Annotated in this window: 21 protein-coding genes; 6 read left to right on the top strand and 15 right to left on the bottom strand. The window is 46.4% G+C overall.

Annotation, left to right across the window (positions count from 1 at the left end; all coding sequences use genetic code 11):
* Position 1: 1 nt before the first annotated feature.
* From EPL05_RS05805 to EPL05_RS05785, 5 genes are all read left to right on the top strand, one after another.
* Positions 2-1,933, top strand: coding sequence for a DUF3857 domain-containing transglutaminase family protein (locus tag EPL05_RS05805; RefSeq protein WP_128533000.1), 1,932 nt, complete (start codon positions 2-4; stop codon positions 1,931-1,933).
* Positions 1,934-1,943: 10 nt separating this feature from the next.
* Positions 1,944-2,582, top strand: coding sequence for a leucyl/phenylalanyl-tRNA--protein transferase (aat, locus tag EPL05_RS05800; RefSeq protein ID WP_128532999.1), 639 nt, complete (start codon positions 1,944-1,946; stop codon positions 2,580-2,582).
* Positions 2,583-2,602: 20 nt separating this feature from the next.
* Positions 2,603-3,187: a crossover junction endodeoxyribonuclease RuvC gene (gene ruvC, locus EPL05_RS05795; RefSeq protein ID WP_128532998.1), complete on the top strand. Its 585-nt coding sequence runs from the start codon at positions 2,603-2,605 to the stop codon at positions 3,185-3,187.
* 92 nt (positions 3,188-3,279) lie between these two features.
* Positions 3,280-5,748: a TonB-dependent siderophore receptor gene (locus EPL05_RS05790; RefSeq protein ID WP_128532997.1), complete on the top strand. Its 2,469-nt coding sequence runs from the start codon at positions 3,280-3,282 to the stop codon at positions 5,746-5,748.
* Positions 5,749-5,751: 3 nt separating this feature from the next.
* Entirely contained in the window at positions 5,752-6,921 is a 1,170-nt protein-coding gene (locus EPL05_RS05785; RefSeq protein WP_128532996.1) for a PepSY-associated TM helix domain-containing protein, read from the top strand.
* Between the two features lie 105 nt (positions 6,922-7,026).
* Here EPL05_RS05785 and EPL05_RS05780 read toward each other — a convergent pair whose 3' ends face one another.
* The 7 genes from EPL05_RS05780 to EPL05_RS05750 form a co-directional block, all read right to left on the bottom strand.
* The gene (locus EPL05_RS05780) at positions 7,027-8,055 is read right to left on the bottom strand and encodes a ferredoxin--NADP reductase (RefSeq protein ID WP_128532994.1); all 1,029 of its coding nucleotides are present in this window, start codon (positions 8,053-8,055) and stop codon (positions 7,027-7,029) included.
* A gap of 3 nt (positions 8,056-8,058) precedes the next feature.
* Positions 8,059-9,057, bottom strand: a complete 999-nt coding sequence (locus tag EPL05_RS05775; protein WP_128532992.1) for a zinc-binding dehydrogenase — start codon at positions 9,055-9,057, stop codon at positions 8,059-8,061.
* A gap of 230 nt (positions 9,058-9,287) precedes the next feature.
* Positions 9,288-9,899: a superoxide dismutase gene (locus EPL05_RS05770; protein WP_128532990.1), complete on the bottom strand. Its 612-nt coding sequence runs from the start codon at positions 9,897-9,899 to the stop codon at positions 9,288-9,290.
* 164 nt (positions 9,900-10,063) lie between these two features.
* Positions 10,064-10,531, bottom strand: coding sequence for a nucleoside deaminase (locus tag EPL05_RS05765; RefSeq protein WP_128532988.1), 468 nt, complete (start codon positions 10,529-10,531; stop codon positions 10,064-10,066).
* Positions 10,531-10,905: an SdpI family protein gene (locus EPL05_RS05760; protein ID WP_128532986.1), complete on the bottom strand. Its 375-nt coding sequence runs from the start codon at positions 10,903-10,905 to the stop codon at positions 10,531-10,533. The genes EPL05_RS05765 and EPL05_RS05760 overlap by 1 nt, the downstream gene beginning before the upstream one ends.
* Position 10,906: 1 nt before the next feature.
* Positions 10,907-11,242: a tRNA-binding protein gene (locus EPL05_RS05755; protein ID WP_128532984.1), complete on the bottom strand. Its 336-nt coding sequence runs from the start codon at positions 11,240-11,242 to the stop codon at positions 10,907-10,909.
* Between the two features lie 395 nt (positions 11,243-11,637).
* On the bottom strand, positions 11,638-13,464 hold the full coding sequence (locus tag EPL05_RS05750) for an FAD-dependent oxidoreductase (protein ID WP_128532982.1): 1,827 nt from the start codon (positions 13,462-13,464) through the stop codon (positions 11,638-11,640).
* An 86-nt stretch (positions 13,465-13,550) separates the two neighbouring features.
* Between EPL05_RS05750 and EPL05_RS05745 the strand changes: the two genes are divergently transcribed.
* Positions 13,551-14,075, top strand: a complete 525-nt coding sequence (locus EPL05_RS05745) for a YfiT family bacillithiol transferase (protein WP_128532980.1) — start codon at positions 13,551-13,553, stop codon at positions 14,073-14,075.
* Positions 14,076-14,294: 219 nt separating this feature from the next.
* Here the strand turns inward: EPL05_RS05745 and EPL05_RS05740 are convergent, their stop codons facing one another.
* From EPL05_RS05740 to EPL05_RS05705, 8 genes are all read right to left on the bottom strand, one after another.
* On the bottom strand, positions 14,295-15,713 hold the full coding sequence (locus tag EPL05_RS05740) for a hypothetical protein (protein WP_128532978.1): 1,419 nt from the start codon (positions 15,711-15,713) through the stop codon (positions 14,295-14,297).
* A 43-nt stretch (positions 15,714-15,756) separates the two neighbouring features.
* Positions 15,757-16,554, bottom strand: coding sequence for a hypothetical protein (locus tag EPL05_RS05735; protein ID WP_128532976.1), 798 nt, complete (start codon positions 16,552-16,554; stop codon positions 15,757-15,759).
* Between the two features lie 23 nt (positions 16,555-16,577).
* Complete coding sequence (locus tag EPL05_RS05730; protein WP_128532974.1) at positions 16,578-17,075, bottom strand: heavy-metal-associated domain-containing protein; 498 nt, start codon at positions 17,073-17,075, stop codon at positions 16,578-16,580.
* A gap of 59 nt (positions 17,076-17,134) precedes the next feature.
* A complete protein-coding gene (locus EPL05_RS05725) occupies positions 17,135-17,524 on the bottom strand; it encodes an HYC_CC_PP family protein (protein ID WP_128532972.1) in 390 nt (129 codons plus the stop codon).
* Positions 17,525-17,751: 227 nt separating this feature from the next.
* On the bottom strand, positions 17,752-18,249 hold the full coding sequence (locus EPL05_RS05720) for a DUF3347 domain-containing protein (protein WP_128532970.1): 498 nt from the start codon (positions 18,247-18,249) through the stop codon (positions 17,752-17,754).
* 16 nt (positions 18,250-18,265) lie between these two features.
* Positions 18,266-18,706: a low molecular weight protein-tyrosine-phosphatase gene (locus tag EPL05_RS05715; RefSeq protein ID WP_128532968.1), complete on the bottom strand. Its 441-nt coding sequence runs from the start codon at positions 18,704-18,706 to the stop codon at positions 18,266-18,268.
* Positions 18,707-18,804: 98 nt separating this feature from the next.
* Positions 18,805-19,599: a S1/P1 nuclease gene (locus EPL05_RS05710; protein ID WP_128532966.1), complete on the bottom strand. Its 795-nt coding sequence runs from the start codon at positions 19,597-19,599 to the stop codon at positions 18,805-18,807.
* A gap of 1 nt (position 19,600) precedes the next feature.
* Positions 19,601-20,107, bottom strand: a complete 507-nt coding sequence (locus tag EPL05_RS05705; protein ID WP_128532964.1) for a fumarate hydratase — start codon at positions 20,105-20,107, stop codon at positions 19,601-19,603.
* Positions 20,108-20,144 lie beyond the last annotated feature (37 nt).

The raw sequence follows: 20,144 nt of genomic DNA, 5'->3' as shown, positions 1-20,144 counted from the left end.
TATGAAAGTGCTGAAATATATATTTGCATTGCTGCTATTAACCTATGGCATTACTACCCATGCTTTTGCCCAGGATAAGAAAGTGCCTGCGGGATCATACCTGGCTTCAGTTATCCCCGACTCCTTAAAAGAAGGTGCCAATGCCGTTGTGCGCTACGAGAATAACGAATACATGGTTAAAGAGGTTGGTAAGGTGGCTGAGAGGTACCACCGCATTGTAACCATACTTAACGAAAAGGGCGACCACAATGCCCAGTTTGTGTTAGGTTACGATAAAAAATTCAACAGCGTAGGCAGCTTCGAAATGATTGTGTATAACGCGGCCGGGGTAAAAATTAAAAAGTATAGTAAGAGCGATATGTACGACCATTCGGCCGTTGATGGTGTTTCCATTGTAACGGACGACCGTGTGTTGGCCATCAGCCATACCATCGCTTCATACCCAACCACTATTGAAGTAACTTTTGAGAGAAGCAAAAATAGCTACCTTAATTTGGGAAGCTGGTTGCCGCAGTCGAACGAGGAATCGGTGCAGAACTCATTTTGCTCTGTTACGGTAGATCCTGCCATGGGCTTTAGGTACAGCAGCAGCAATACCAATATTAAACCCACAAAAACCAACCAGGGTGGGGTAGATACATACACCTGGGCGGCTAATAGTTTAAAAGCCATTAAACTGGAGGACGATGCAGTAGCCTGGCAGGTTTTCCCAAAGGTAACTTTCGTGGATAATAGTTTTATTTTTAACGGCGTGCCAGGAGATTTTAGTACGTGGCAAAATTATGGCAAATGGCAGCAGGCTTTAAATAGCAATGTTTCTTCACTCAGCCCAAAGCGGGTAGAGGAAATTCAAAACATGACCGCCGGTATAAAAACGGATAAAGAAAAAGCCAGGTTTTTGTACGAGTATATGCAGCAAAACATGCGCTACGTAAGCATACAACTGGGTATAGGCGGCTTAAAGCCATTCCCCGCCACATTTGTTGACGAGAAGAAGTATGGCGATTGCAAAGCGCTGTCTAATTATATGTATGCATTGCTAAAAGCTGTTAATATCCCGTCGTATTACGCTATAGTGCGTGCGGGTGCGAACGAAGAACCGGCTAACGCAGCGTTCCCTTCAGATCCGTTTAATCACGTAATATTGTGCATTCCCTTTAAAAACGATACTACCTGGCTGGAATGTACCAACAACACCCGGCAATTTGGTAAGCTTGGTAATTTTACCGAAAACCGCAACGCGCTGTTAGTTACCGAAGATGGCGGCAGACTTGTTAATACCCCGATGAGCGTAGGTACCGACAATCAATTTAATAGCGAGGTGCATATAACGCTTACGCCCGAAGGCGCTGCAAAAGCCGTTGTGAAAGTGTTGGCGAGCGGCGCATACCGAGACGATTATATTGCTATTAGCTATTTAAAAGTTGATGAGCAAAAAGAACAATTAATACGCAGCCTGGGCATGAAGCAACCAAGCGATATTCAGTTTAATCCGGCTGCTGACAAGGATGGTGTTAAGGAAGTAGGCATCAACGTAGACTACGAAAGGTTTTATGATATCGCCGCAGGCAATAAGCAATTTTACCGCCCAAGGCTGTTTGATTTATGGCGACTGACATTGCCGGTGCTGGAAAAACGGAAATATGATTATTATTTTGAACAGCCGGTGCAAAAAACCTGTGTTACCACAATAGATCTACCAGCCGGATTTGAGGTGGAGACCTTGCCAACCAACCAGTTATTAAAATTCAGCTACGGTAATTACGAGGTGAATTATGTTTATAACGCCGGGAAAAACCAGGTGATAAGCACCGCGAAGTTTAATTTGAATAGCCTGGTAGTGCCGGCTGCCAAATACGCCGAGATGCAGGTTTATATGGAGGCCGTGGCCAAAGCGCAAAATAAAAAGCTGGTAATACGCAAGAAGGCATAAATTTGCCGCAATGGTATTCAGGCTTGATGAGCGCAAATTATTTCCCGACCCTGCCCTTGCTGAAGAGGATGGCTTGCTTGCCATAGGCGGCGACCTGTCTACCGACCGCCTGCTGCAGGCATACGCCAACGGTATTTTCCCCTGGTATAGCGAGGATGAGCCCATCCTATGGTTTTCCCCGCATGAGCGTTTTGTGCTATTCCCCGGGCGGCTTAACGTTTCCAAATCTATGCGAAGAGTGTTGCAGTCGGGTATATTTACCATAACCACCAACCAATGTTTCAATGATGTTGTAGCCGCCTGTTCTTCTGTTGCGCGCGAGGGGCAAGATGGCACCTGGATAACTGCTGATATGAAGGCTGCCTATGCCGAACTGCACAGGCACGGATATGCCCATTCGGTAGAGGTTTGGCAGGGTAGTATCCTTGTTGGCGGCTTATATGGCATAAAGGCGGGCGATGTGTTTTGCGGTGAGAGCATGTTTAGCCGGGTAAGCAATGCATCTAAAACAGCACTTATCTGGCTGTGCAACACCGGTAAATACAATTTGATAGACTGCCAGGTATATACCGAACACCTCGAAAGCATGGGCGCCATGATGATAAGCCGGGAAGAATATATCAGCATACTGCATAAAACCATTGCTTAAAGCTTAGTTTTGTAGCGCAGATGGATGAACCCAACAAAAAGGAACGCATAATTTTAGGTATTGACCCGGGCACAGCTGTAATGGGCTACGGGTTGGTGCTGGAGAAAGGGCCCAAAATAGAACTGATAAGCCTTGGCGTGGTGAAGATGGAAAAGATAGATGACCACATGCTGAAACTGCAGCGCATCTTCGAGAAAACCGTCGCCCTTATTGACAATTACAAACCAGACTGCCTGGCCATAGAAGCACCTTTCTATGGGAAAAACATACAGGTGATGTTAAAACTGGGGCGTGCACAGGGTATGGCTATTGCAGCCGCGCTATCGCGCAATATTGTAATTACCGAATACGCTCCACGAAAGATCAAGCAATCCATCACAGGTAACGGGAATGCTACTAAAGAGCAAGTTGCCGCCATGCTGCAAACCTTGCTGAAATTCAGCGAAACGCCCGATTTTTTAGATGCTACGGATGGTTTGGCCGTTGCAGTTTGCCATTCATTCCAAAGGATCCCTACGTCTGCCGGCAAGAGTAAAAAATCTTATTCGGGCTGGGAAACCTTCGTGAAAGATAATACTTCGCGCGTAAAAGGTTCGTCTAAGTAAGTCTTGCATTATTTATAATTATTCTAAATAATTTGAAACTACAGCTGCCTTCGTGTACTTTTGACTACTTATTTATAATTAGTCTTAATACAATGAATAAATTCCCACCTTATTTTTCCTGTTCGATCGCGGTTATCGCAATCATCTTCTTACTCCTAAATCCTTCAGATACATTAGCGCAATCGCGCGGCACAGTAGCCGGCAAAGTTGTTACCTCAAAAGGCGAAGTTGCAGATAACGTATCCATCGGTTTAATAGGAACCAGCTACGGCAGCACTACAAATAATGCCGGTGAGTTCTCTTTTAAAGCGCACGCAGGTTCATATACCTTAATTATTTCTTACGTGGGTTTGCAGCGTGTAGAACTTCCGGTTAGTGTTACTGCCGGCCAAACTACTGCAGTACCGCAAATAACCATCAATGCAAGCTTATTGCAATTGAGCGAGGTAAACGTTATTGCAAGCCGTGCAAATCGTTTTACCCGTAAAATAAGTGTGGATGTTTGTAAAATACCTTTGAACAATTTAGAGAATGCCCAAAGCTATACTACTATAACCAACGAGCTTTTTAAAGAGCAAAATATTTTCACTGTTGACGAATCTCTCAGGAACTCTCCGGGGATTCAAAAACTTTGGGATGCTACCGGCCGTGCAGGCGATGGCGGTGGGTACTTTACCTTGCGCGGTTTTGTTACCCAAACATCGGTGCGTAACGGTATAGCAGGCTTGGTTACCAGCGGTATAGACGCGATTAATATTGATAAAATTGAAGTAATAAAAGGCCCTTCGGGTACTTTGTACGGCAGTACATTAAGCTCTTTTGGTGGTTTAATAAACAGGGTTACCAAAAAACCTTATGATACCTTTGGTGCAGAAATTGGCCACACCGTTGGTAATTACGATCTTAACCGTACCACGCTCGATTTAAATACACCGCTTGGCACAAATGTATCTTTCCGTTTAAATACAGCTTACAGTTATGAGGGTAGTTTTCAAAATTATGGCAAGAGCCGTACGTTCGCGGCAGCGCCGAGCTTAGCTATTAAGGCGAATGATAAACTATCCTTCCTGTTAGAGGCCGAGATGTTTTATGGCCGCAACTCTGCCAAGCCATTTTTCTTCTTTTATTCCTCGCCAAAAGAAATGGGGATAACCAATGTTAACCAGTTAAATATCGATTACAAACAAGCGTACTCTAATGATAATATTGCATCTTACTCACGCAGCTTAAACTATTTTGGGCAGGCAAACTACAAGATCTCGGATAAATTAACCTCACAAACCGTTTTCTCGTCATCAAACAGCTTTTCTAACGGTGCCAGCCCTTATTACTATTTAGTTACTGATGCCTTGGCGGGTACGATAGATCCAACAAAACCAGATCTTCCGGGCAATAACAACTACATCTTCCGTAACGATCAGTCTACCGCTAACAGCAGGCTTACAGCTACCGAGATACAGGAGAACATCAATGGCGACTTCGATTTTGGCGGAATGCGCCATCGTTTTGTTGTGGGTTTAGATTTCCAGCGGGAAAACTCCCGCCAGATATATTTTGGTAATAGCTACGGCATAGTTCCAATTAACGACCCCACCTTTGATTACGGCGCGTTTAATAAGCAATTGGTTGATGCTACCAACGCGGCAAACCCGCTTACTTCGGCAAATACTTATCCCTACATCTACAAAAAAAATACTTACAGCGCTTACGCATCAGATGTTATAAACCTTACCGATAGGTTGATAGCTTCGTTAGGTGTGCGTGTAGACAGGTACGAAAACAAAGGTGCCTACAGCCTTGATGGGGTACAAACCTCAAAACCATTTAGTCAGACAGCATTTTCGCCAAAATTTGGTTTAGTTTACCAGCCAATAAAAGATGCCCTTTCGTTATTTGCCAACTACCAAAATGGTTTCCAAAACCCCAATCCATTTCAAGATGCCAACAATCAGGCTGTTCAACCTAAAATACAAAACGCAAACCAGATAGAAGGTGGTGTTAAATTAGGCTTGTTCAATGATAAACTGAACGGTACAGTTAGCTATTACCGCATTAACGTTACTAACATTATTCGCCCAATTCCAGGCTCGGCCATTGGCTCGGTCCAGGATGGTACGCAAAATAGCAAAGGTTTTGAAGCGGAGATTGTTGCAAACCCTGTAGCTGCTATTAATATTGTAGCCGGTTTTGCTTGCAACGACTCAAAATTTACAAAAGCCGACGCTGATGTACAGGGCCTTCGCCCAAATACTGCAGGATCGCCATACTCGGGTAACCTGTATATCAGCTACCGCCTACCACAAAATACCATTAAAGGTTTAGGAGTAGGCTTGGGCGGCAATTACGTAAGCCGTAATAAAATAATTAACAGCGTAAGCCAGGGAACATTCGAGCTGCCATCATATACGCTGTTAAATAGCTCCGTGTTTTTAGACAGGGCAAAACTCCGTTTCACCTTAAGCGGGAACAACCTTACCAACAAGCATTATTACACAGGCTATACTACTATAAACCCGCAAAAACTCCATCAGTTTATATTATCTGCCAACTACAAATTTTAAAGTATGACTAATTTAAAAAAGGTTATGCTTTTTTGCCACCGCTGGCTCGGATTCATTTCCGGGCTCGTGGTGTTTATAGTGGCTCTTTCCGGCTGTGTCTTTTGTTTTCAGGATGAGATCCAGGATGCTATGTACAGCTACCGCACTGTAAAACAGCAGAGTAAAGGCTACGTGCAGCCATCTGAACTACTGGCCTCGGTAAAGAAAGCATATCCGAAAGCGTCGCCCGATTATATTTACTACTATGGAGTTGAGCGCCCCGCAGGTGTATTGGCGAATTTAGGGGCGGAAGGCTACGAATATGTGTACCTGGACCCATACACCGCCAAAATAACCTATCACGAAAAGCCGCAAACCAACTTTTTTATTATTGTAGAGTACATTCATCTGTATTTGCTACTGCCCCCGGCTATTGGCAAATGGGTGGTTGGCATAGCGGTTATTATTTTTGTAGTGCTGATGATAACCGGCATAATACTATGGTGGCCCAAACGTAAAACCGACCGCAAACGTAGCTTTACCATAAAATGGGGTGGCCGCTGGCGCAGATTTAACTACGACTTACACAACGTGTTAGGGTTTTACGCCACCTCTATTGCGCTGTTATTAGCCATCACCGGACTGGCGATAGCGTTTGAGCCGGTGAGCAAAGCCATTTACAATGTAGCTAACCTCGGGCGTATAGATTACAAAAGTGAAGTAACGGAGCCCAAATCAGATTCGCTGAAGCGTTCTGGGTTGGCAAAACAACCGGTGATAGATATGGCTTTTGCTTATGCACGGAAGCAAGTTCCTAACGCCCAGATGTTTCTGATCCACAACGACCCTGCTCTTTCCGGGACTATTGGCGTAGGGGCCTATGCCAAATCTATGCACTACTCACACGCCGACGGCTTTGAGTTTGACAAGTACAACGGCAAACTGCTAAAAACGTACGACTACGAAAAAAAGAGCGCCGGCCTGAAACTGAACGAGATGAATTACGATATCCACGTTGGTCAGATACTCGGCTTACCGGGTAAGATCATCGCTTTTTTGGCGAGTTTAATTTGTGCCAGTTTACCCGTCACCGGTTTTATCATCTGGCTGGGAAAACGTAAAAAAGGCAAGCCAAAAAAGGAGAGGATAATAACCCACAGGCGGTCGCGAAAACACCAAATGCAAAAGATTTAGCCAAATTTACCTTCTAAAATCTCCGTGAATTTGCTATTTTTTTGACTTTTTAGGTCGATTTTATCGCTTTTTTCACCTTTTCCGCGCGGGAGAAGGCTGCTTTTTTTAAAGGTAGACGATCTCTACACCGTCAGTAATTGGATGGCCGGTGCAGGTAAGGATGCGTCCACCGGCAAGCTCGGTATCGGTGAGGACTTCGTTTTTAGCCATCTCTATCTGGCCGCTTGTGCAATTTGCCATACAGGCCGAGCAAATGCCGTGGCGGCAACTGTAGGGTAGCCGGATATTGTTTTGCAGAGCAGCCTGCAGGATGGTTTGATTTTCCCCAACTTGGATATCGTGCCCTTGGCCATTGTAGTTGATGCGAATATTTCGGGGTGGGTAATTTACCGCAGTGCCGGTTACCGGGACGGTCTCTAATACAAAATTTTCCTTGTGGATGTGCTTGTACGCTATGCCCATATAAAGCAGGGTGAGCCTTATCATCCGCATATAGGCAAATGGTCCGCAGAGATAAAATTCAGCCTGTTCTTTGGCGAAATTCAGCTGCTCGTTTACCAATCGTTCTACCAGGTTATTGTTGAGGCGGTTGCTCTCGCTGCTAAGCAGGTAAGTGATATTGAGGCGGTTGCGGTAATTAGTCGCCAGCTCATTCAACTCGTTGTGAAACAGGGTGCTGGCTTTGTTTTGGTTGCTGTAGATAAGGTGCAGCTTGCTGTTGCCCTGCCTGTTTAGGATATATTTGAGATGCGATAACACTGGTGTAAAGCCGCTGCCAGCCGCAAAATACACGACATCCTTCCCCGATTCATAAGCAGGGACAGTGAACACTCCTGCAGGTTTTACAGCAGTAAGAATATTGCCCACCTTTACCTTGTTGAGCAGGAAGCGGGAGATCTCGCCATTGCTGATGCGTTTTACGGTAATAGCCAGTCGAGGCTCATCCGGTGAGGAACTTAATGAATATGAGCGCCTTATCTCCTCGTGATGATGCCCGAATATAAACGTAAGGAACTGCCCCGCCTTATAAGGTACTGGTCGCAGTATCTTTTCTACGAAGTAAAAGGTTGCGGTATCGGGCGTTTCCCATTTAATGCCATCTACCCTAAGCTCTAATATATCGGGGTAAGTCATTCTTTAGCCAACGCTGATAACCAACTTGCCAAACTGCGAGGACTGCTCCATTTTTTTGAATGCCTTAGCCGCATCCGCCAGCGGGAAAACTTCATCTACCACCGGCACAATTTTGTGTTCGTTCACAAAGGATACCATCGCTTTAAATTCTTCCTGCGTGCCCATGGTGGTGCCCAATATTTGCAGCTGTTTCCAAAAAATGGGGCGGGCGTTCATTTCGGGGATATTGCCGGCGGTGCCACCAAAGAATACAATGCGTGCGCCGGGGTTACACAGATCTGGGATCTTGTTAAAATCGGGGCCAAGGGCGCTATCTGCCACTATATCAAAGCCACCGCGCGAGAAGTGTTTTAGTTCCTCCGCCCAATCCTGCGCTTTATAATTTACGCCAGCCGCTGCGCCCATCTGCTTGGCTCGAGCCAGCTTTTCGCCACTGCCCGATGTTACAAACACCTGCGCACCTACTGCAATTGCCAATTGCAGAAGGAAAGTACCCGTACCTGCCCCAACTCCTATAATAAGCACCTTGTCGCCTTTTTTGATCCGGGCTTTGGTGAACAGTGCACGGTAAGCGGTGAGCCCCGCCAAAGGCAGTGCCGCTGCCTGCTCCCAATTAAGATGAGCTGGTTTTGGGTAAAGATATTCGGCTTTAATTTTAACGTACTCGGCCAATGCGCCATCATCCGGCAGGCCCAGCATCTTAAAATCTTTGGATTGAAATTCCGGGTGCTCGCCCCAGTTATGCCCGGGGTTGATGATCACGTCTTTGTTTAGCCATTCTTCGGCACCCTCGCCTGCTTCGGCTACAATACCCGCACCATCGGCACCTAATATGGTTGGGTATTTAATGCCGGCGTATTTACCAATGGTTATCCAATAGTCGCGGCGGTTTAGGGCAGCGGCTTTTACCTTTACCAATACCTCGCCCGGGCCGGCGGTCGGCTTTTCAACTTCTTTGTATGCGATAGGGTTTTCTGCGGATTCGAGGACGATGGCTTTCATAAATGGTAAATGTTAATACCACCATGTCCTTGCGAGCGAAGCGCGGCAACTTCATAAGACAATCTTATTTGCAAAGCCGCCCTGCTTTCGGGCATGCTAAGGTTGCCGCGTCGCGCTCCTCGCACTGACATAGTGGGAATTATTGTAATCAAAAAAGCGGCAGTATTGTTTCCAACCTGCCGCTTTCGTATTCAAGTCCTCTCCTTTGGAGAGGATTTAGGCGAGGCTGCTTAAGCTATCGCTTTAGTGTATAACTCAGACACGTGTGCCCAGTTAATTACATTCCAAATAGCAGCCAGGTAATCCGGGCGGCGGTTTTGGTATTTTAAGTAATAAGCGTGCTCCCAAACATCGATACCTAAAACTGGCGTGCCTTTTACTTCCGCAATATCCATTAATGGGTTATCTTGGTTAGGGGTTGAAGTTACAGCCAGTTTTTTATCGGCAGTAACAATTAACCAAGCCCAGCCAGAACCAAAACGGGTTGCGCCAGCTTCCTGTACTTTTGTTTTAAAATCGGCAAAAGAACCAAAAGTGCTGGTAATAGCAGCTGCTAAAGCACCGGTTGGCTCCCCGCCACCACTTGGCGATAACAAAGTCCAGAACAGGCTGTGGTTGTAGTGACCACCACCATTGTTACGAACAGCAGGCGCGAACTTAGAGATATTTTTAATGATGTCTTCAATTTTAGCATCGGCCTCTGGTTTACCTTCTAAAGCTTTGTTTAAGTTGGTAACATAAGCCTGATGGTGCTTGCCATGGTGAATTTCCATAGTAGCTTTATCAATATGCGGTTCCAGTGCATCGGTAGCGTAAGATAACGCCGGTAGTGTAAATGCCATAATATTCAGTTTTTAAGTTTTACAAGTTGTGATGAGCAAATATAAGGTTGGAATTGGCTTTTTGTTCTAAATGAATGTCATTTGTTAGAGAAAGTAGTCCATAGTCGATAGTTCATAGACCATAGTAGTTACTATCGGCCATGGTCTATGGACCATCGACAAATTTATCTTTTACTTTTAAAAAAATCTTTCACCAGTTGCGAGCATTCATTTTCGAAGATGCCGCCGGTGATCACCGTTTTGGGGTGGGTGATGGTTTGGTTGAGCCGGCCAAAGCCCCGCTGGGCATCATAGGCGCCAAAAACTATCCTGCCCACCTGGAACCAATAGGATGCACCCGCGCACATTACGCAGGGTTCCATGGTTACATACAGCGTACACTCCGGCAGGTACTTGGCACCCATATAATTGGCCGCTGCGGTAAGTGCCTGCATTTCGGCATGGGCAGATACATCGTTCAGCCGTTCGGTAAGGTTATGCCCGCGGCCAATGATCTGCCCTTTGCAAACCACCACCGCGCCAATGGGGATCTCATCCTCCTTTAGCGCCAAACGCGCCTCTTTCAGGGCCTCGTTCATAAAAAATTCGTCGGGCGATATAGCGGGCTCGTCGCCAAAAGTAAAATATTTCATTACAGGTTATCAGGAGTTATTTGTTTCAAGTGCCGCTCGGTAAGCCTTATCATATTTATCAGCACGATAATAGCGGCGGTTATCATTAAGGCTATTTTAATAAGCACGAAGCTGTTTTCTTTCACGCCGAAAAGCATTAATAACGCGGTTATTAAAATGCCCGCAACAAGCATTATCCATGCATATTTGATCATCAGGGCAGTGGAATACCGGTTAGCTTCGTCCCAATTTTGCTGGTTTAGCATCGAGGCTGTCGTAGGGTAGCCATAAAGCGCGTTAATTTTTTTTGGCGGATAATATTTTTGAATATACCCAGCTGCCAGGAATATGAATCCTAAAAGCTGGGGGCCTATTATCCAGGTTACAAACAGCATGTTACACCAATTTACTGCCGTTGGGCACGGGTTTATCTATCGTGGCCAGTACTATATCGCCGTTCTCATCGGCAAAGCCGGTAACCAAAAACTCCGACATAAACGTAGCGATCTGCTTTTTTGGGAAGTTAACTACGCCGATGATCTGCCTGCCCGGCAATTCCTCTTTGGTATAATGTTTAGTGATTTGCGCACTGGATTGTTTAATCCCCAGCGGCCCAAAATCAACCCTGAGTTTATACGCGGGCTTGCGTGCCTCCGGGAAATCCGATACTTCTACAATAGTGCCGGCCCGTAACTCTACCTTTTCAAAGTCGTTCCAGCTGATGGTTTCCATATTGAGCACAAATATAGTAAACGCGAATTTCAGGAATTGTACGGATACAAATTTTATCTGCCGAGATGAATTTTCATAAAGGGAGAGTTTGAATTGTCGGGCTATTTAACTCACCCCGAATTCGCTCCGCTGTTCGACCCTCTCTAACTGCGGTAAAGAGAATGAAGAATCAAAAAACAAAAACTCCGCCCTTTGCGCAGCGGAGAGGGTTGGGGGGTGAGTAAACTCGCGAGGAGGACATGCCACTTTTGTTCCTCTATGGAAGAAGAGGCGACATGCAGATATGCCTTTGCCTTCATTTCCAAACAGGAGTACACCCGCATACAAGATAGCGACCAGGCAAAGTAACTTGGTTTCCCGCGCAAAACCCGAAAGCAAACATCCATCTCCCTCAATCAATTTATCATCTTCCCCGCCAGATCCACCTTGCGCGAAAATGGGTTCAAATACTTGTTTGCCAGTACCACAAACTCGCGGCGGGTAACCGGGCGGCGGGTATCAAAGGCAACAGTAAAATTGTATTTGGTTTTCCAGTTGGCGCGCATAATACGTTCCAGGGTCTCCGGGTCGGTGAGCGACATTTCGCTGATGTACGATAGCAGGTTACCCACCGTAAAGTTATCGCCCGGCTGTGTTTTGTTAAACCACAGGAACGAGCGGGTGTAAATTTCGTTCAAAAACGGTTTTACTTCTGCTGTATAAACCGTGGTATCGGGTTTAAAAAGCATTTGAGCGGTGGTGCCGCTAACAGAACGAAAACCGTTGAGCATACCGGTGGCTCCTACTTGCTGCACCGCGCGATAAGCCGGGTCGGACTTTGGGATATCGTTAAAGGGCATAATAGAGCCGCCGTATATCAATACCTCATCTTGTATATGGCGAACATCCAATTCTTTTGTGGTTTTGCCGTAGAATGCGCACCATGCTGCCGATGCACCCACACCCTGCCCCAGAGCCATTTGCACTGCCGGATCGGTAATGCTGCCATTTACCAAATGCGTAACCGACATAGCCTTCTCTGTTACAAACAGGTTCACGGCGTCTTTCACCACAATGCTGCCCAGCGGAACAGAATACGGCGGGAAAGGCGGGTACTTTATTTTTGGCGCACCGGGGATAATATAATGTTGGCCGGGTATGGCGTCGCCAATGCCGATAGCGGTTCGATACAACCTCGAGCCGCGGGTGTGAGGCGTATAAATATCATCAAGCACCATCCGCACTTCGCCATAGGCGCGCTTGTTCTCGCGTATGTAGGGTATCAGCGGCAGTTTGTCTTTGGTTGGGAATTCATCGGCGAGGCCCATGTTTTTATAGCCGAGTTCGGTTTGCAGATAGTAAATAAGCCCGAGGGTATGCAGTCGCGCTTTGCGGAAGGTTTCTGCTCGGTTTTCGGGCGAGAGGTCGTCTGATGTTACGGAATATTGGTTGGCGCAATCGTTCCAGTTCATCATGTACTTGTTATCAATCAGGGCGCCGGCCTTCAGCATTTTTTTAATGTCTATGCGTTTAAGGCAGGCGTATTGGCTGGGCTCGTAATTATCGGGCCGGGCAATGGTTTTATCCGCCGTTCGGCCGTAATCTTTTAATATGGCTACCCAGCTAATGTCCTGGATCTGATTGGTTGGGTCCCCCGGGGCTTGTGCCTCTCCGGTTTCCTTTCGGCTATCAAAACCGGTATTAAATATAGCGCCTGCTTTAGTGGCTACATCGGCATATTCGGTAGCGTCAACCACGGCTTTGGCTTTTATTACATCCGTTTTGCCGTTTACGGTGATGCTCACCTCCCAGCCCGTGCCGTCTTTTTTAATAGCCGTAAATGGCGTGTTGAGCATTACGGTGAGGTTTTTTACGGTGTCAGTCAGTTTTTTAAGAATGGATGCCCCAACGGATGGCTCAAAGGTAAGCACGGCGTTAAAGGTGGTATCGTACCCCAGCCTTACTTTGTAAAATTTTTTGATCCGCTCCCTAAACTCACCATAAAAACCGTTGGGCAGATTACGGTTAGCCTCTAAAATGCAAATGCCGCCAGCCGTCATAGCGCCGCCGAGCCATGGGCCCTGTTCTATCAGCATGGTTTTTACGTTACTGCGGGCGCTTTGTATGGCAGCCGCTACGCCGCTTGCACCACCGCCAACTACCAGTACATCGGTTTTAATAGTATCGGCATAAGTAGTCGCGGAGAGGAGTATGAAGAGCAGTGTTAATATTTTTTTTATCATCAGTTTACAAAACAAGTACAAAACGCTAATTTAGGGCAAATCCTTATGGATACATCAAAATATATTCGCCATAAAAATTAAGAGACATGACAGACGAGCAGATGCGTTACCCTATCGGGAATTTTGTAGCCCCGGTATCCTACATCATTGAAGATAAGCGTAAATGGATCAGCGTACTCCGCAACCTGCCTGGGAAAGTCAGGAACGTTATTATGCCCCTAACCGACCAGCAGCTCAACACCGCGTACCGCACCGGCGGCTGGACCTTAAGGCAGGTTGTACACCATCTGGCCGATAGCCACATGAACTCGCTGGTGCGTTTTAAGTTGGCCCTTACCGAAGATAAACCCACTATAAAACCTTACGAAGAAGCCGACTGGGCGCTGCTGCCCGACTACCGCCTGCCCGTAGAGTCATCCCTCAGGATGCTGGAAGGCATCCACATCCACATGGTTGCCCTGTTCGAAAGCTTTACTGAGGACCAATGGGATAAAACTTTTGTACACCCCGCATCGGGCGATACAGTTACCCTAAAAAAAGCCCTGGCGTTGTACGCCTGGCATAGCAAACACCACCTGGCGCATTTAACCGAAACCATAAAGAAATTTTAGGGCGTTGCCCTTGGCCCAGGCTTTCTGCTCATACGCGCACAAAGCCTTATGCTCGGGGCCGGTATCCGCGCCAATCCTTAACGCGGGGATTGGTCCACAAAAAAAATAGCGATGGGTTTTAAACCCATCGCTATTTTTTTACACCCTCTTTACCGTAGGTAGAGAGGGTCGACCAGCGTAGTATCGTCGGGATGAGTCCCCGGCGAGTGGCTTTCCAACTTACATGACCATATCCATCATTTTATCCATCTTATGCTTACCGCCCATTTTCATGAGTGCAGGCGTAATCCGTAGGTAAACCTGGAAACCCAGAGGCGCATTGCCGTACAGCGTTTTCAATTGCGTTGGCGAAAAATTTGCAGTCGCTTGTGTACCCACGGTTAGGTTTGTTTGCTTAAACGTAGTGAGGATACGGTTATACCCGAGCGTAACAGCATTGATGTTGAAACGAGGATCGGTTGGGTATTGCGCTTCCAGATCCAGTTCTCCGGCATCTTTTTGTACATATTCGTAGCGGCCATAGATGGCGTTTTTGTTGAACTGGTAAGCATGTTCCAGCAATATCGCGGGTTCGTTTGCGCCGCTGCTGTTATGGTGGTTTTGCCCAAATACCAGCGTAGTTGCCACATAGCTGGCATCGCCCAGCATTTTGGTGTGAATGGCCGAGGCGGTAAAACGCCTGATGTTTTCCAAAGGCTCGGCTTCCTCCGGGCTTTTCAGCCACCCGTTAGAAACCTGCAGCGCCCATTCTTTTGATGGGTTTACCGATAAGCGAACCGAGTACGAATCGAATTTAGCTTTGTCGAAATCATAGCGGTGCTCGTCTGGCTCGCGCCCGGTAAATACCGATCCCTCCAGCTTTACGTTTTTATAACGGAAACCCAAGGTAGCCGTACCAAAGGTAATATGCGTGGCATCGGCATAGTGGTGGCTCAGCGGCGCATCAGGGTTATTCATGGCCGAAAGGCGGTGCATAAAAACTGGCGGCCCTAAGGCAGGCTCGCCGGGATAACCAATCGATAGCGATACGTCGGCATTTTTTGCCACCCGTTGGGTGTAGGCGATGCTCAGTTCTGCAAAAAGATCGTGCGGGTGCTGGCGATCTACCAGTTTATTGCCCTTGTACGATTCGCCTGTTTGGTAAAGCAGCGGATAACCTCCGGCACCAACGGTGAAAGGGTCAAAGGAAAACATGGTATTAATGGCGAACAGGCCGTTTTTGCCAACCTTGCGCTGCGCCATATACATCAGCCAGTTTGGTGCATCAAACTGAGTACCGCCGCGGCTGCCTTTGTTAAACAGGTCTTGCTTGTTATAACGTAAAAATACGCTGCCGTGTACCATCTGCATCCATTTTTTCCCGTGGATCATGTACATATACATCGGTGTTTCATCCGGCACCCAAGAGGTGCCCGAGCCATCGCGGTTCATGGGCAGGTCCAGCGAGAACTGGCTGGTCATCATGGTCATTTTGTGCGTGGTATCGTGCTGCATGTTTTTCATCATGGCGGCATGGTCGTGTTTCATGAGCTTCTTAGCGGCAGTATCCTTTTGCATGTGCTGCATATTGCCCATATCCTGGGCGTGGGTTGCCAGCATTGCAAAGAGCGAGGCTATTATTAAAATATTTTTTTTCATGGCAAGTTTTTTTAAAGGGGCGCGACACGTCGCGCCCCTGATCTTATAAATTAAAGAAGTTGTACTCGAAGCGGATGAGGTACATGTTCTTGCTGAAACGTTCCATCGAATTAAAAAGGGGAGTACGGTACGAAAGATCCAGCCGGCAAACGCTGTTGAAAATGAATTGCACAGCGGGGGCCGCGTCCAGGTAGCTTTGTGCATAACCGGGGTTGCTTTTGCCAAGCAATTCGGCATAAACGTTTACATTAACCTGGTTGTAATTGCTGTAGCGTTTGGGCAACAGCAGGTAACCGGCAGACAGACTATAGGCTACCGCGTTTTTTGCACCCATAATTGGCGGTACATTCCCGTTATTATCAAATGCCCGCAAATAACTTGCCGAGCCCGACAAGGCCAGCTTATGCATCAGTTTGGTGAAGATAACCCCGCCCTGCAAGCCACTGTTATCGCCCTCTAAAGCAATTTCCTGTGTATTGAACGGGTTGCTGCTGATAGACGCCTTCCCAAACACCGCCCCACGAAAATGTGATTGCACGCTGTCTATAGATAAAAACCGGAATTTGGCGTAAGCACTGCCGCCTTCGAGGTGTTGGTTCTGCTGGTAAAAGTTTGATACGTAGGCCGAGCCGTGCACCATCAGTTTACCGGTAGCACCGTACATCATTTCCAGCGTGCTGCGGTTTTTAAACTCTGGAGAAGAGAAACCCTGGTTCTCTAAACGGATGCCTAAAGAATGGGCGGCCATATTACTCGCCGGTTCGGTGTTTACGTATAACTCCTGCCCAAATGTGGTGTACGCAGATGCCATAAGGCAAAATGCCAATAAAATAGCTTTCATAAATAATGAGTTTTAGAAAGCGCTTAAATTGCTACGTGGTAAGTTTTGCCCGATGCAGCCGGTGTTTCCGGGTTTTTACCCAAATACTTTTTAGATACCGAATTTGGCGCGAAGCCCTTATCTACGATGGTTAACAATACCTCGCCGCTCAGCGGTTTATCGGCATTTAACAGTTTGTAGGTATCGCCGCCATAAGTAAAGGTATTTTCCGCAATAGTGGTGTTAGCGAAGTTGTAGGTGGTTTTTAAGTAGTTCACAAAAAAACCGGCGCTTTTTATCTTCTTGCTGATCTGCTCAAAATCTACCGGTACGCCTTCTTTAAAGGTAATGTTGTAGATATTGCGGATCAGGTCGGGTTTTATTTCGCTTACGAACGGCAAGGCTTTGATCGCCTTCTCGGTAGATTTTGCGCAAAGCGAGCAGGTAAGACCACTAACTTGCAGTTCGGCTTTGGTGAATTGTGCTTTTGCAACAGTTACAGTTGCTATAAAAAGGATGATGTATATTTTTAACGTTTTCATTGTTTTTAAAAATTGAATTGAATTGATAGTATAATTAATTTTGAAATTAACTACGGTTATCAAATTCGGAAAATGCAATTTTTAAGGAAAACGGCGATCCCCTCAGATGGAATATCCGGTGGGCCGCGGTCGAAAAGCTTTTCTAATACAGATTGCTGCGCCGATAGCAGGAAATCGGCCAATGGGAATTTTGGCAAATCAAAAGCAAACAGCCTGGAGAAAAACGAAGTGGATTCTTTTTGATGATCGTCCTTCACCTTTACATCCAGCTTGCTATCCTTGCAGCAATTCATTTTGCTTTTTGCCATGTTTGTGGAACAGGGTATAGCCGGGGCATTTATCTGTACATCTGCAACATGGCTGCCGCAGTAATGCAGGTTTAGCGCAAAGCCGGCCACTGTAATAGTGTACAGTAACGCTAATAGCAATGCTCCCTGCTTTTTTATCATATTACAAAAGTAGTGTTTAACTCACTGATTACAAATACATTTTTTACGCTTTTTTATTTAACCCCCTGTCATGTCGAACGCGATAGCGAGGAGAAATATTATACACCATGCTCTTACGCCAGCGCATTTCCGCTACGCATGTTCGTATGTAGGGCTTATGAGATTTCTCTTTCGCTCTTACCTCCCCGCGTGCTTTATCGAAATGACAACGAGATTTAGGATAGTGTTTATTTCGCCGCAACCTTTAAAGTAGCCGTTACCTTACCGCATTCCAGCATGTCTTCGCCGTAATACGGGTTACGGATATCTTTAGATTCGCTTAACCAATAGGCCTTTTTCATGGGGCAATACTGTTGGTAAAGTGGTGCGCTGGTCATGTTTAAGCCGGATAACAGGGCGAACATATTTTTAGACAGGCTTTGGAAATGCTCGCGCTGGTGGTCAATAACAGTAGTTTCGCTGATGTGGCGGCTGTCGTATTTTAACTTTTCCAGGTAAGCGGCATAAGTTTTTTGTTGCTTTGGCTGCAATGTTTTTACCGGGAACGCGGTTAAGGTGCCGAGTAGTTCCTTCGAGCGGCTTTTTGTTAGTTCGGCGTTACTGCCTACTAAGGCATCCTTTACACCAATGTATGATGCCGTTAGCTTATCAACGCTATTGATCTGCTGCGCGTTAGCGGTTACGATGCTAAATGCGAGGATGATGCTTAAAAAAAGTAGTTTCATATAATATCCTGATTAATTACTTGGTTTTATATTCCTTGATAATTTCCTTGCAACCGGCCTCAATTAGTTTAAATACAGGGGCGAATTGCGTGTCGTCGTAATAAGGGTCGGGCACTATTTTGTCGCCCAATAGTAACTTAACTTTATTCCTGTCGACATTATTGCGTGCTTTGGCTAAAATGTCGCTCAGGTTACTTTTATCCATCACCAATATCAGGTCGAACTTGTCGAAATCGCTTACGCGGAACAGCCTGCATATTTGCCTGCTGATGTCCACACCCTCATCGGCTGCGGCGCGGATGGAACGCCTGTCGGGCGGGGAACCAATATGCCAGTTGCCCGTCCCTGCCGAATCTACTTCCCAATCCAATCTTTCCTTATCTGCCAGGTGCTGCATAATACCCTCCGCCAACGGCGAACGGCAAATATTGCCCAGGCATACCATTAATATTTTCATTCCGTCGATGTGCAAATTTCAAATGTGCAGATGTGCAAATTATTTGAAAGCGCAATCATCTGCACATCTGAAATCTGTATATCCGCACATATGGGGTTTTATCCAAATATCTCGTTTAAAACACCGGCAAGCCTCACGCCACCTTGTAGCAGGCGCTGGTTTACTACGCTGATGAATTTGTAATTATAGTTGTAGGGGCTTACCTTATCGCCATCTTTAGAGTAGGCGTAAATGTCCTGGCATATCACGTTAGATTCGTAAAGCCATTGCGCTATCGGCGCTTTTTGCCATGCGGCGCGTTGTGCTGCGGTGGTGTGGTTAATTTCGGTAGCGTATTCGGTAAAGCTCATCTGCTGAAAATCTATCAGCTGCGAATCCCAGATGGTATGCAGGTTGGTTGGGTTGTTAAACCAGGTAACTTTTACATCGTTGCCGCCTTTATCAAAGCTGTGCGCTGTGTGCATTGGCTGATGGATGTCTTCAATTAAATGAATAAGCATGTGCAGCGCAAAAAATTTCTGGTCTTTATTCAGGGTTTTCTTTTTTAGTTCGCCCATTAAAAAGTTCAGTTTAGTGTACGCATCTGTAACGGTATCCTGGGCTAAATATGCCTTTATTTCGGGCAGGGTGTAACCCTTATCCAAATTAACATAATGCCATGTCTCGGTGAATTTATAATCCGGGTTAGAGCGTTCAAAATCGGCCCAGTTGCCGGCCAGCGCCAGCGATTCGTTCCCCAGGATGGCTTTGATGGCCGCGCGCGCCTTTGGGGTAAGGTAGCTATAAGCTATTTGCCCGGTAATACGGTGCCCGTTGGTGCCCCAGGCCATAGCTTGCGCCGGGAAGTAAAGTACGGCTGCCGCTACAAGCAGCTTTTTAAACAAGTTTTTCATATTATAATGGTTTTGGAGTACAGGAACTTCGTTTTGTTAAACGCGCATCGAAGGGGATAACGCTTGATGTTGGGAAAAATTGAATAACCGAATCAGCTTTTTTAACGAGTTTAAAGGTCTCCTCGTACTTGCCCGAGCGGAAACAGCCGCCCTCTATTTTATAGGTAAGGTCGGCATTGCTAAACAGGCCTTTCAAACGCAGGGTATCGTGCTTTTGCTCGTAAACGCCCTTGGCATATTCGCTCCATTGCCCGTTTTGTACGCAGCTATCCGGGTAACCACCATTGGCTTTGCTGAACGATCTGATGCTTACGAAGAACGAATCGCAGCTGAATTTGAAATGGTAGAGCGAATAGTTCAGCAGTTTTTTTTGCAAAACGACACTGCCCTGCTGCCATTCGCCCTGTAAAGCAGTTTCGCCGGGTCCCTGCATATCGGGATTGAAGCGGCAGCTTGAGGCCAGTATAAAGACGAAGGACAAAAGATAAAGGATGTGGCTTTTCCGCATAAAACATTAAAATGCCCCTCTCCATTGGAGAGGGGTT

Origin of the sequence: Mucilaginibacter gilvus (assembly GCF_004054195.1) — a bacterium.
Classification (GTDB): domain Bacteria; phylum Bacteroidota; class Bacteroidia; order Sphingobacteriales; family Sphingobacteriaceae; genus Mucilaginibacter; species Mucilaginibacter gilvus.
The sequence above is the reverse complement of the archived record's forward strand: the minus strand, read 5'-3'. Positions and strand labels throughout refer to the sequence as shown.

Excerpts from the sequence above, each read along its gene's own strand:
- EPL05_RS05755 (WP_128532984.1), bottom strand. The coding sequence starts at position 11,242 with ATGGAAACCATCAGCTGGAACGACTTTGAAAAGGTAGAGTTACGGGCC.
- EPL05_RS05770 (WP_128532990.1), bottom strand. The coding sequence starts at position 9,899 with ATGGCATTTACACTACCGGCGTTATCTTACGCTACCGATGCACTGGAA.
- EPL05_RS05720 (WP_128532970.1), bottom strand. The coding sequence starts at position 18,249 with ATGAAACTACTTTTTTTAAGCATCATCCTCGCATTTAGCATCGTAACC.
- EPL05_RS05730 (WP_128532974.1), bottom strand. The coding sequence starts at position 17,075 with ATGAAAACGTTAAAAATATACATCATCCTTTTTATAGCAACTGTAACT.
- EPL05_RS05740 (WP_128532978.1), bottom strand. The coding sequence starts at position 15,713 with ATGAAAAAAAATATTTTAATAATAGCCTCGCTCTTTGCAATGCTGGCA.
- EPL05_RS05725 (WP_128532972.1), bottom strand. The coding sequence starts at position 17,524 with ATGATAAAAAAGCAGGGAGCATTGCTATTAGCGTTACTGTACACTATT.
- aat (WP_128532999.1), top strand. The coding sequence starts at position 1,944 with ATGGTATTCAGGCTTGATGAGCGCAAATTATTTCCCGACCCTGCCCTT.
- EPL05_RS05710 (WP_128532966.1), bottom strand. The coding sequence starts at position 19,599 with ATGAAAAACTTGTTTAAAAAGCTGCTTGTAGCGGCAGCCGTACTTTAC.
- EPL05_RS05785 (WP_128532996.1), top strand. The coding sequence starts at position 5,752 with ATGACTAATTTAAAAAAGGTTATGCTTTTTTGCCACCGCTGGCTCGGA.
- EPL05_RS05735 (WP_128532976.1), bottom strand. The coding sequence starts at position 16,554 with ATGAAAGCTATTTTATTGGCATTTTGCCTTATGGCATCTGCGTACACC.
- EPL05_RS05760 (WP_128532986.1), bottom strand. The coding sequence starts at position 10,905 with ATGCTGTTTGTAACCTGGATAATAGGCCCCCAGCTTTTAGGATTCATA.
- EPL05_RS05745 (WP_128532980.1), top strand. The coding sequence starts at position 13,551 with ATGACAGACGAGCAGATGCGTTACCCTATCGGGAATTTTGTAGCCCCG.
- EPL05_RS05705 (WP_128532964.1), bottom strand. The coding sequence starts at position 20,107 with ATGCGGAAAAGCCACATCCTTTATCTTTTGTCCTTCGTCTTTATACTG.
- EPL05_RS05765 (WP_128532988.1), bottom strand. The coding sequence starts at position 10,531 with ATGAAATATTTTACTTTTGGCGACGAGCCCGCTATATCGCCCGACGAA.
- EPL05_RS05805 (WP_128533000.1), top strand. The coding sequence starts at position 2 with ATGAAAGTGCTGAAATATATATTTGCATTGCTGCTATTAACCTATGGC.
- EPL05_RS05715 (WP_128532968.1), bottom strand. The coding sequence starts at position 18,706 with ATGAAAATATTAATGGTATGCCTGGGCAATATTTGCCGTTCGCCGTTG.
- EPL05_RS05775 (WP_128532992.1), bottom strand. The coding sequence starts at position 9,057 with ATGAAAGCCATCGTCCTCGAATCCGCAGAAAACCCTATCGCATACAAA.
- EPL05_RS05750 (WP_128532982.1), bottom strand. The coding sequence starts at position 13,464 with ATGATAAAAAAAATATTAACACTGCTCTTCATACTCCTCTCCGCGACT.
- EPL05_RS05780 (WP_128532994.1), bottom strand. The coding sequence starts at position 8,055 with ATGACTTACCCCGATATATTAGAGCTTAGGGTAGATGGCATTAAATGG.
- ruvC (WP_128532998.1), top strand. The coding sequence starts at position 2,603 with ATGGATGAACCCAACAAAAAGGAACGCATAATTTTAGGTATTGACCCG.
- EPL05_RS05790 (WP_128532997.1), top strand. The coding sequence starts at position 3,280 with ATGAATAAATTCCCACCTTATTTTTCCTGTTCGATCGCGGTTATCGCA.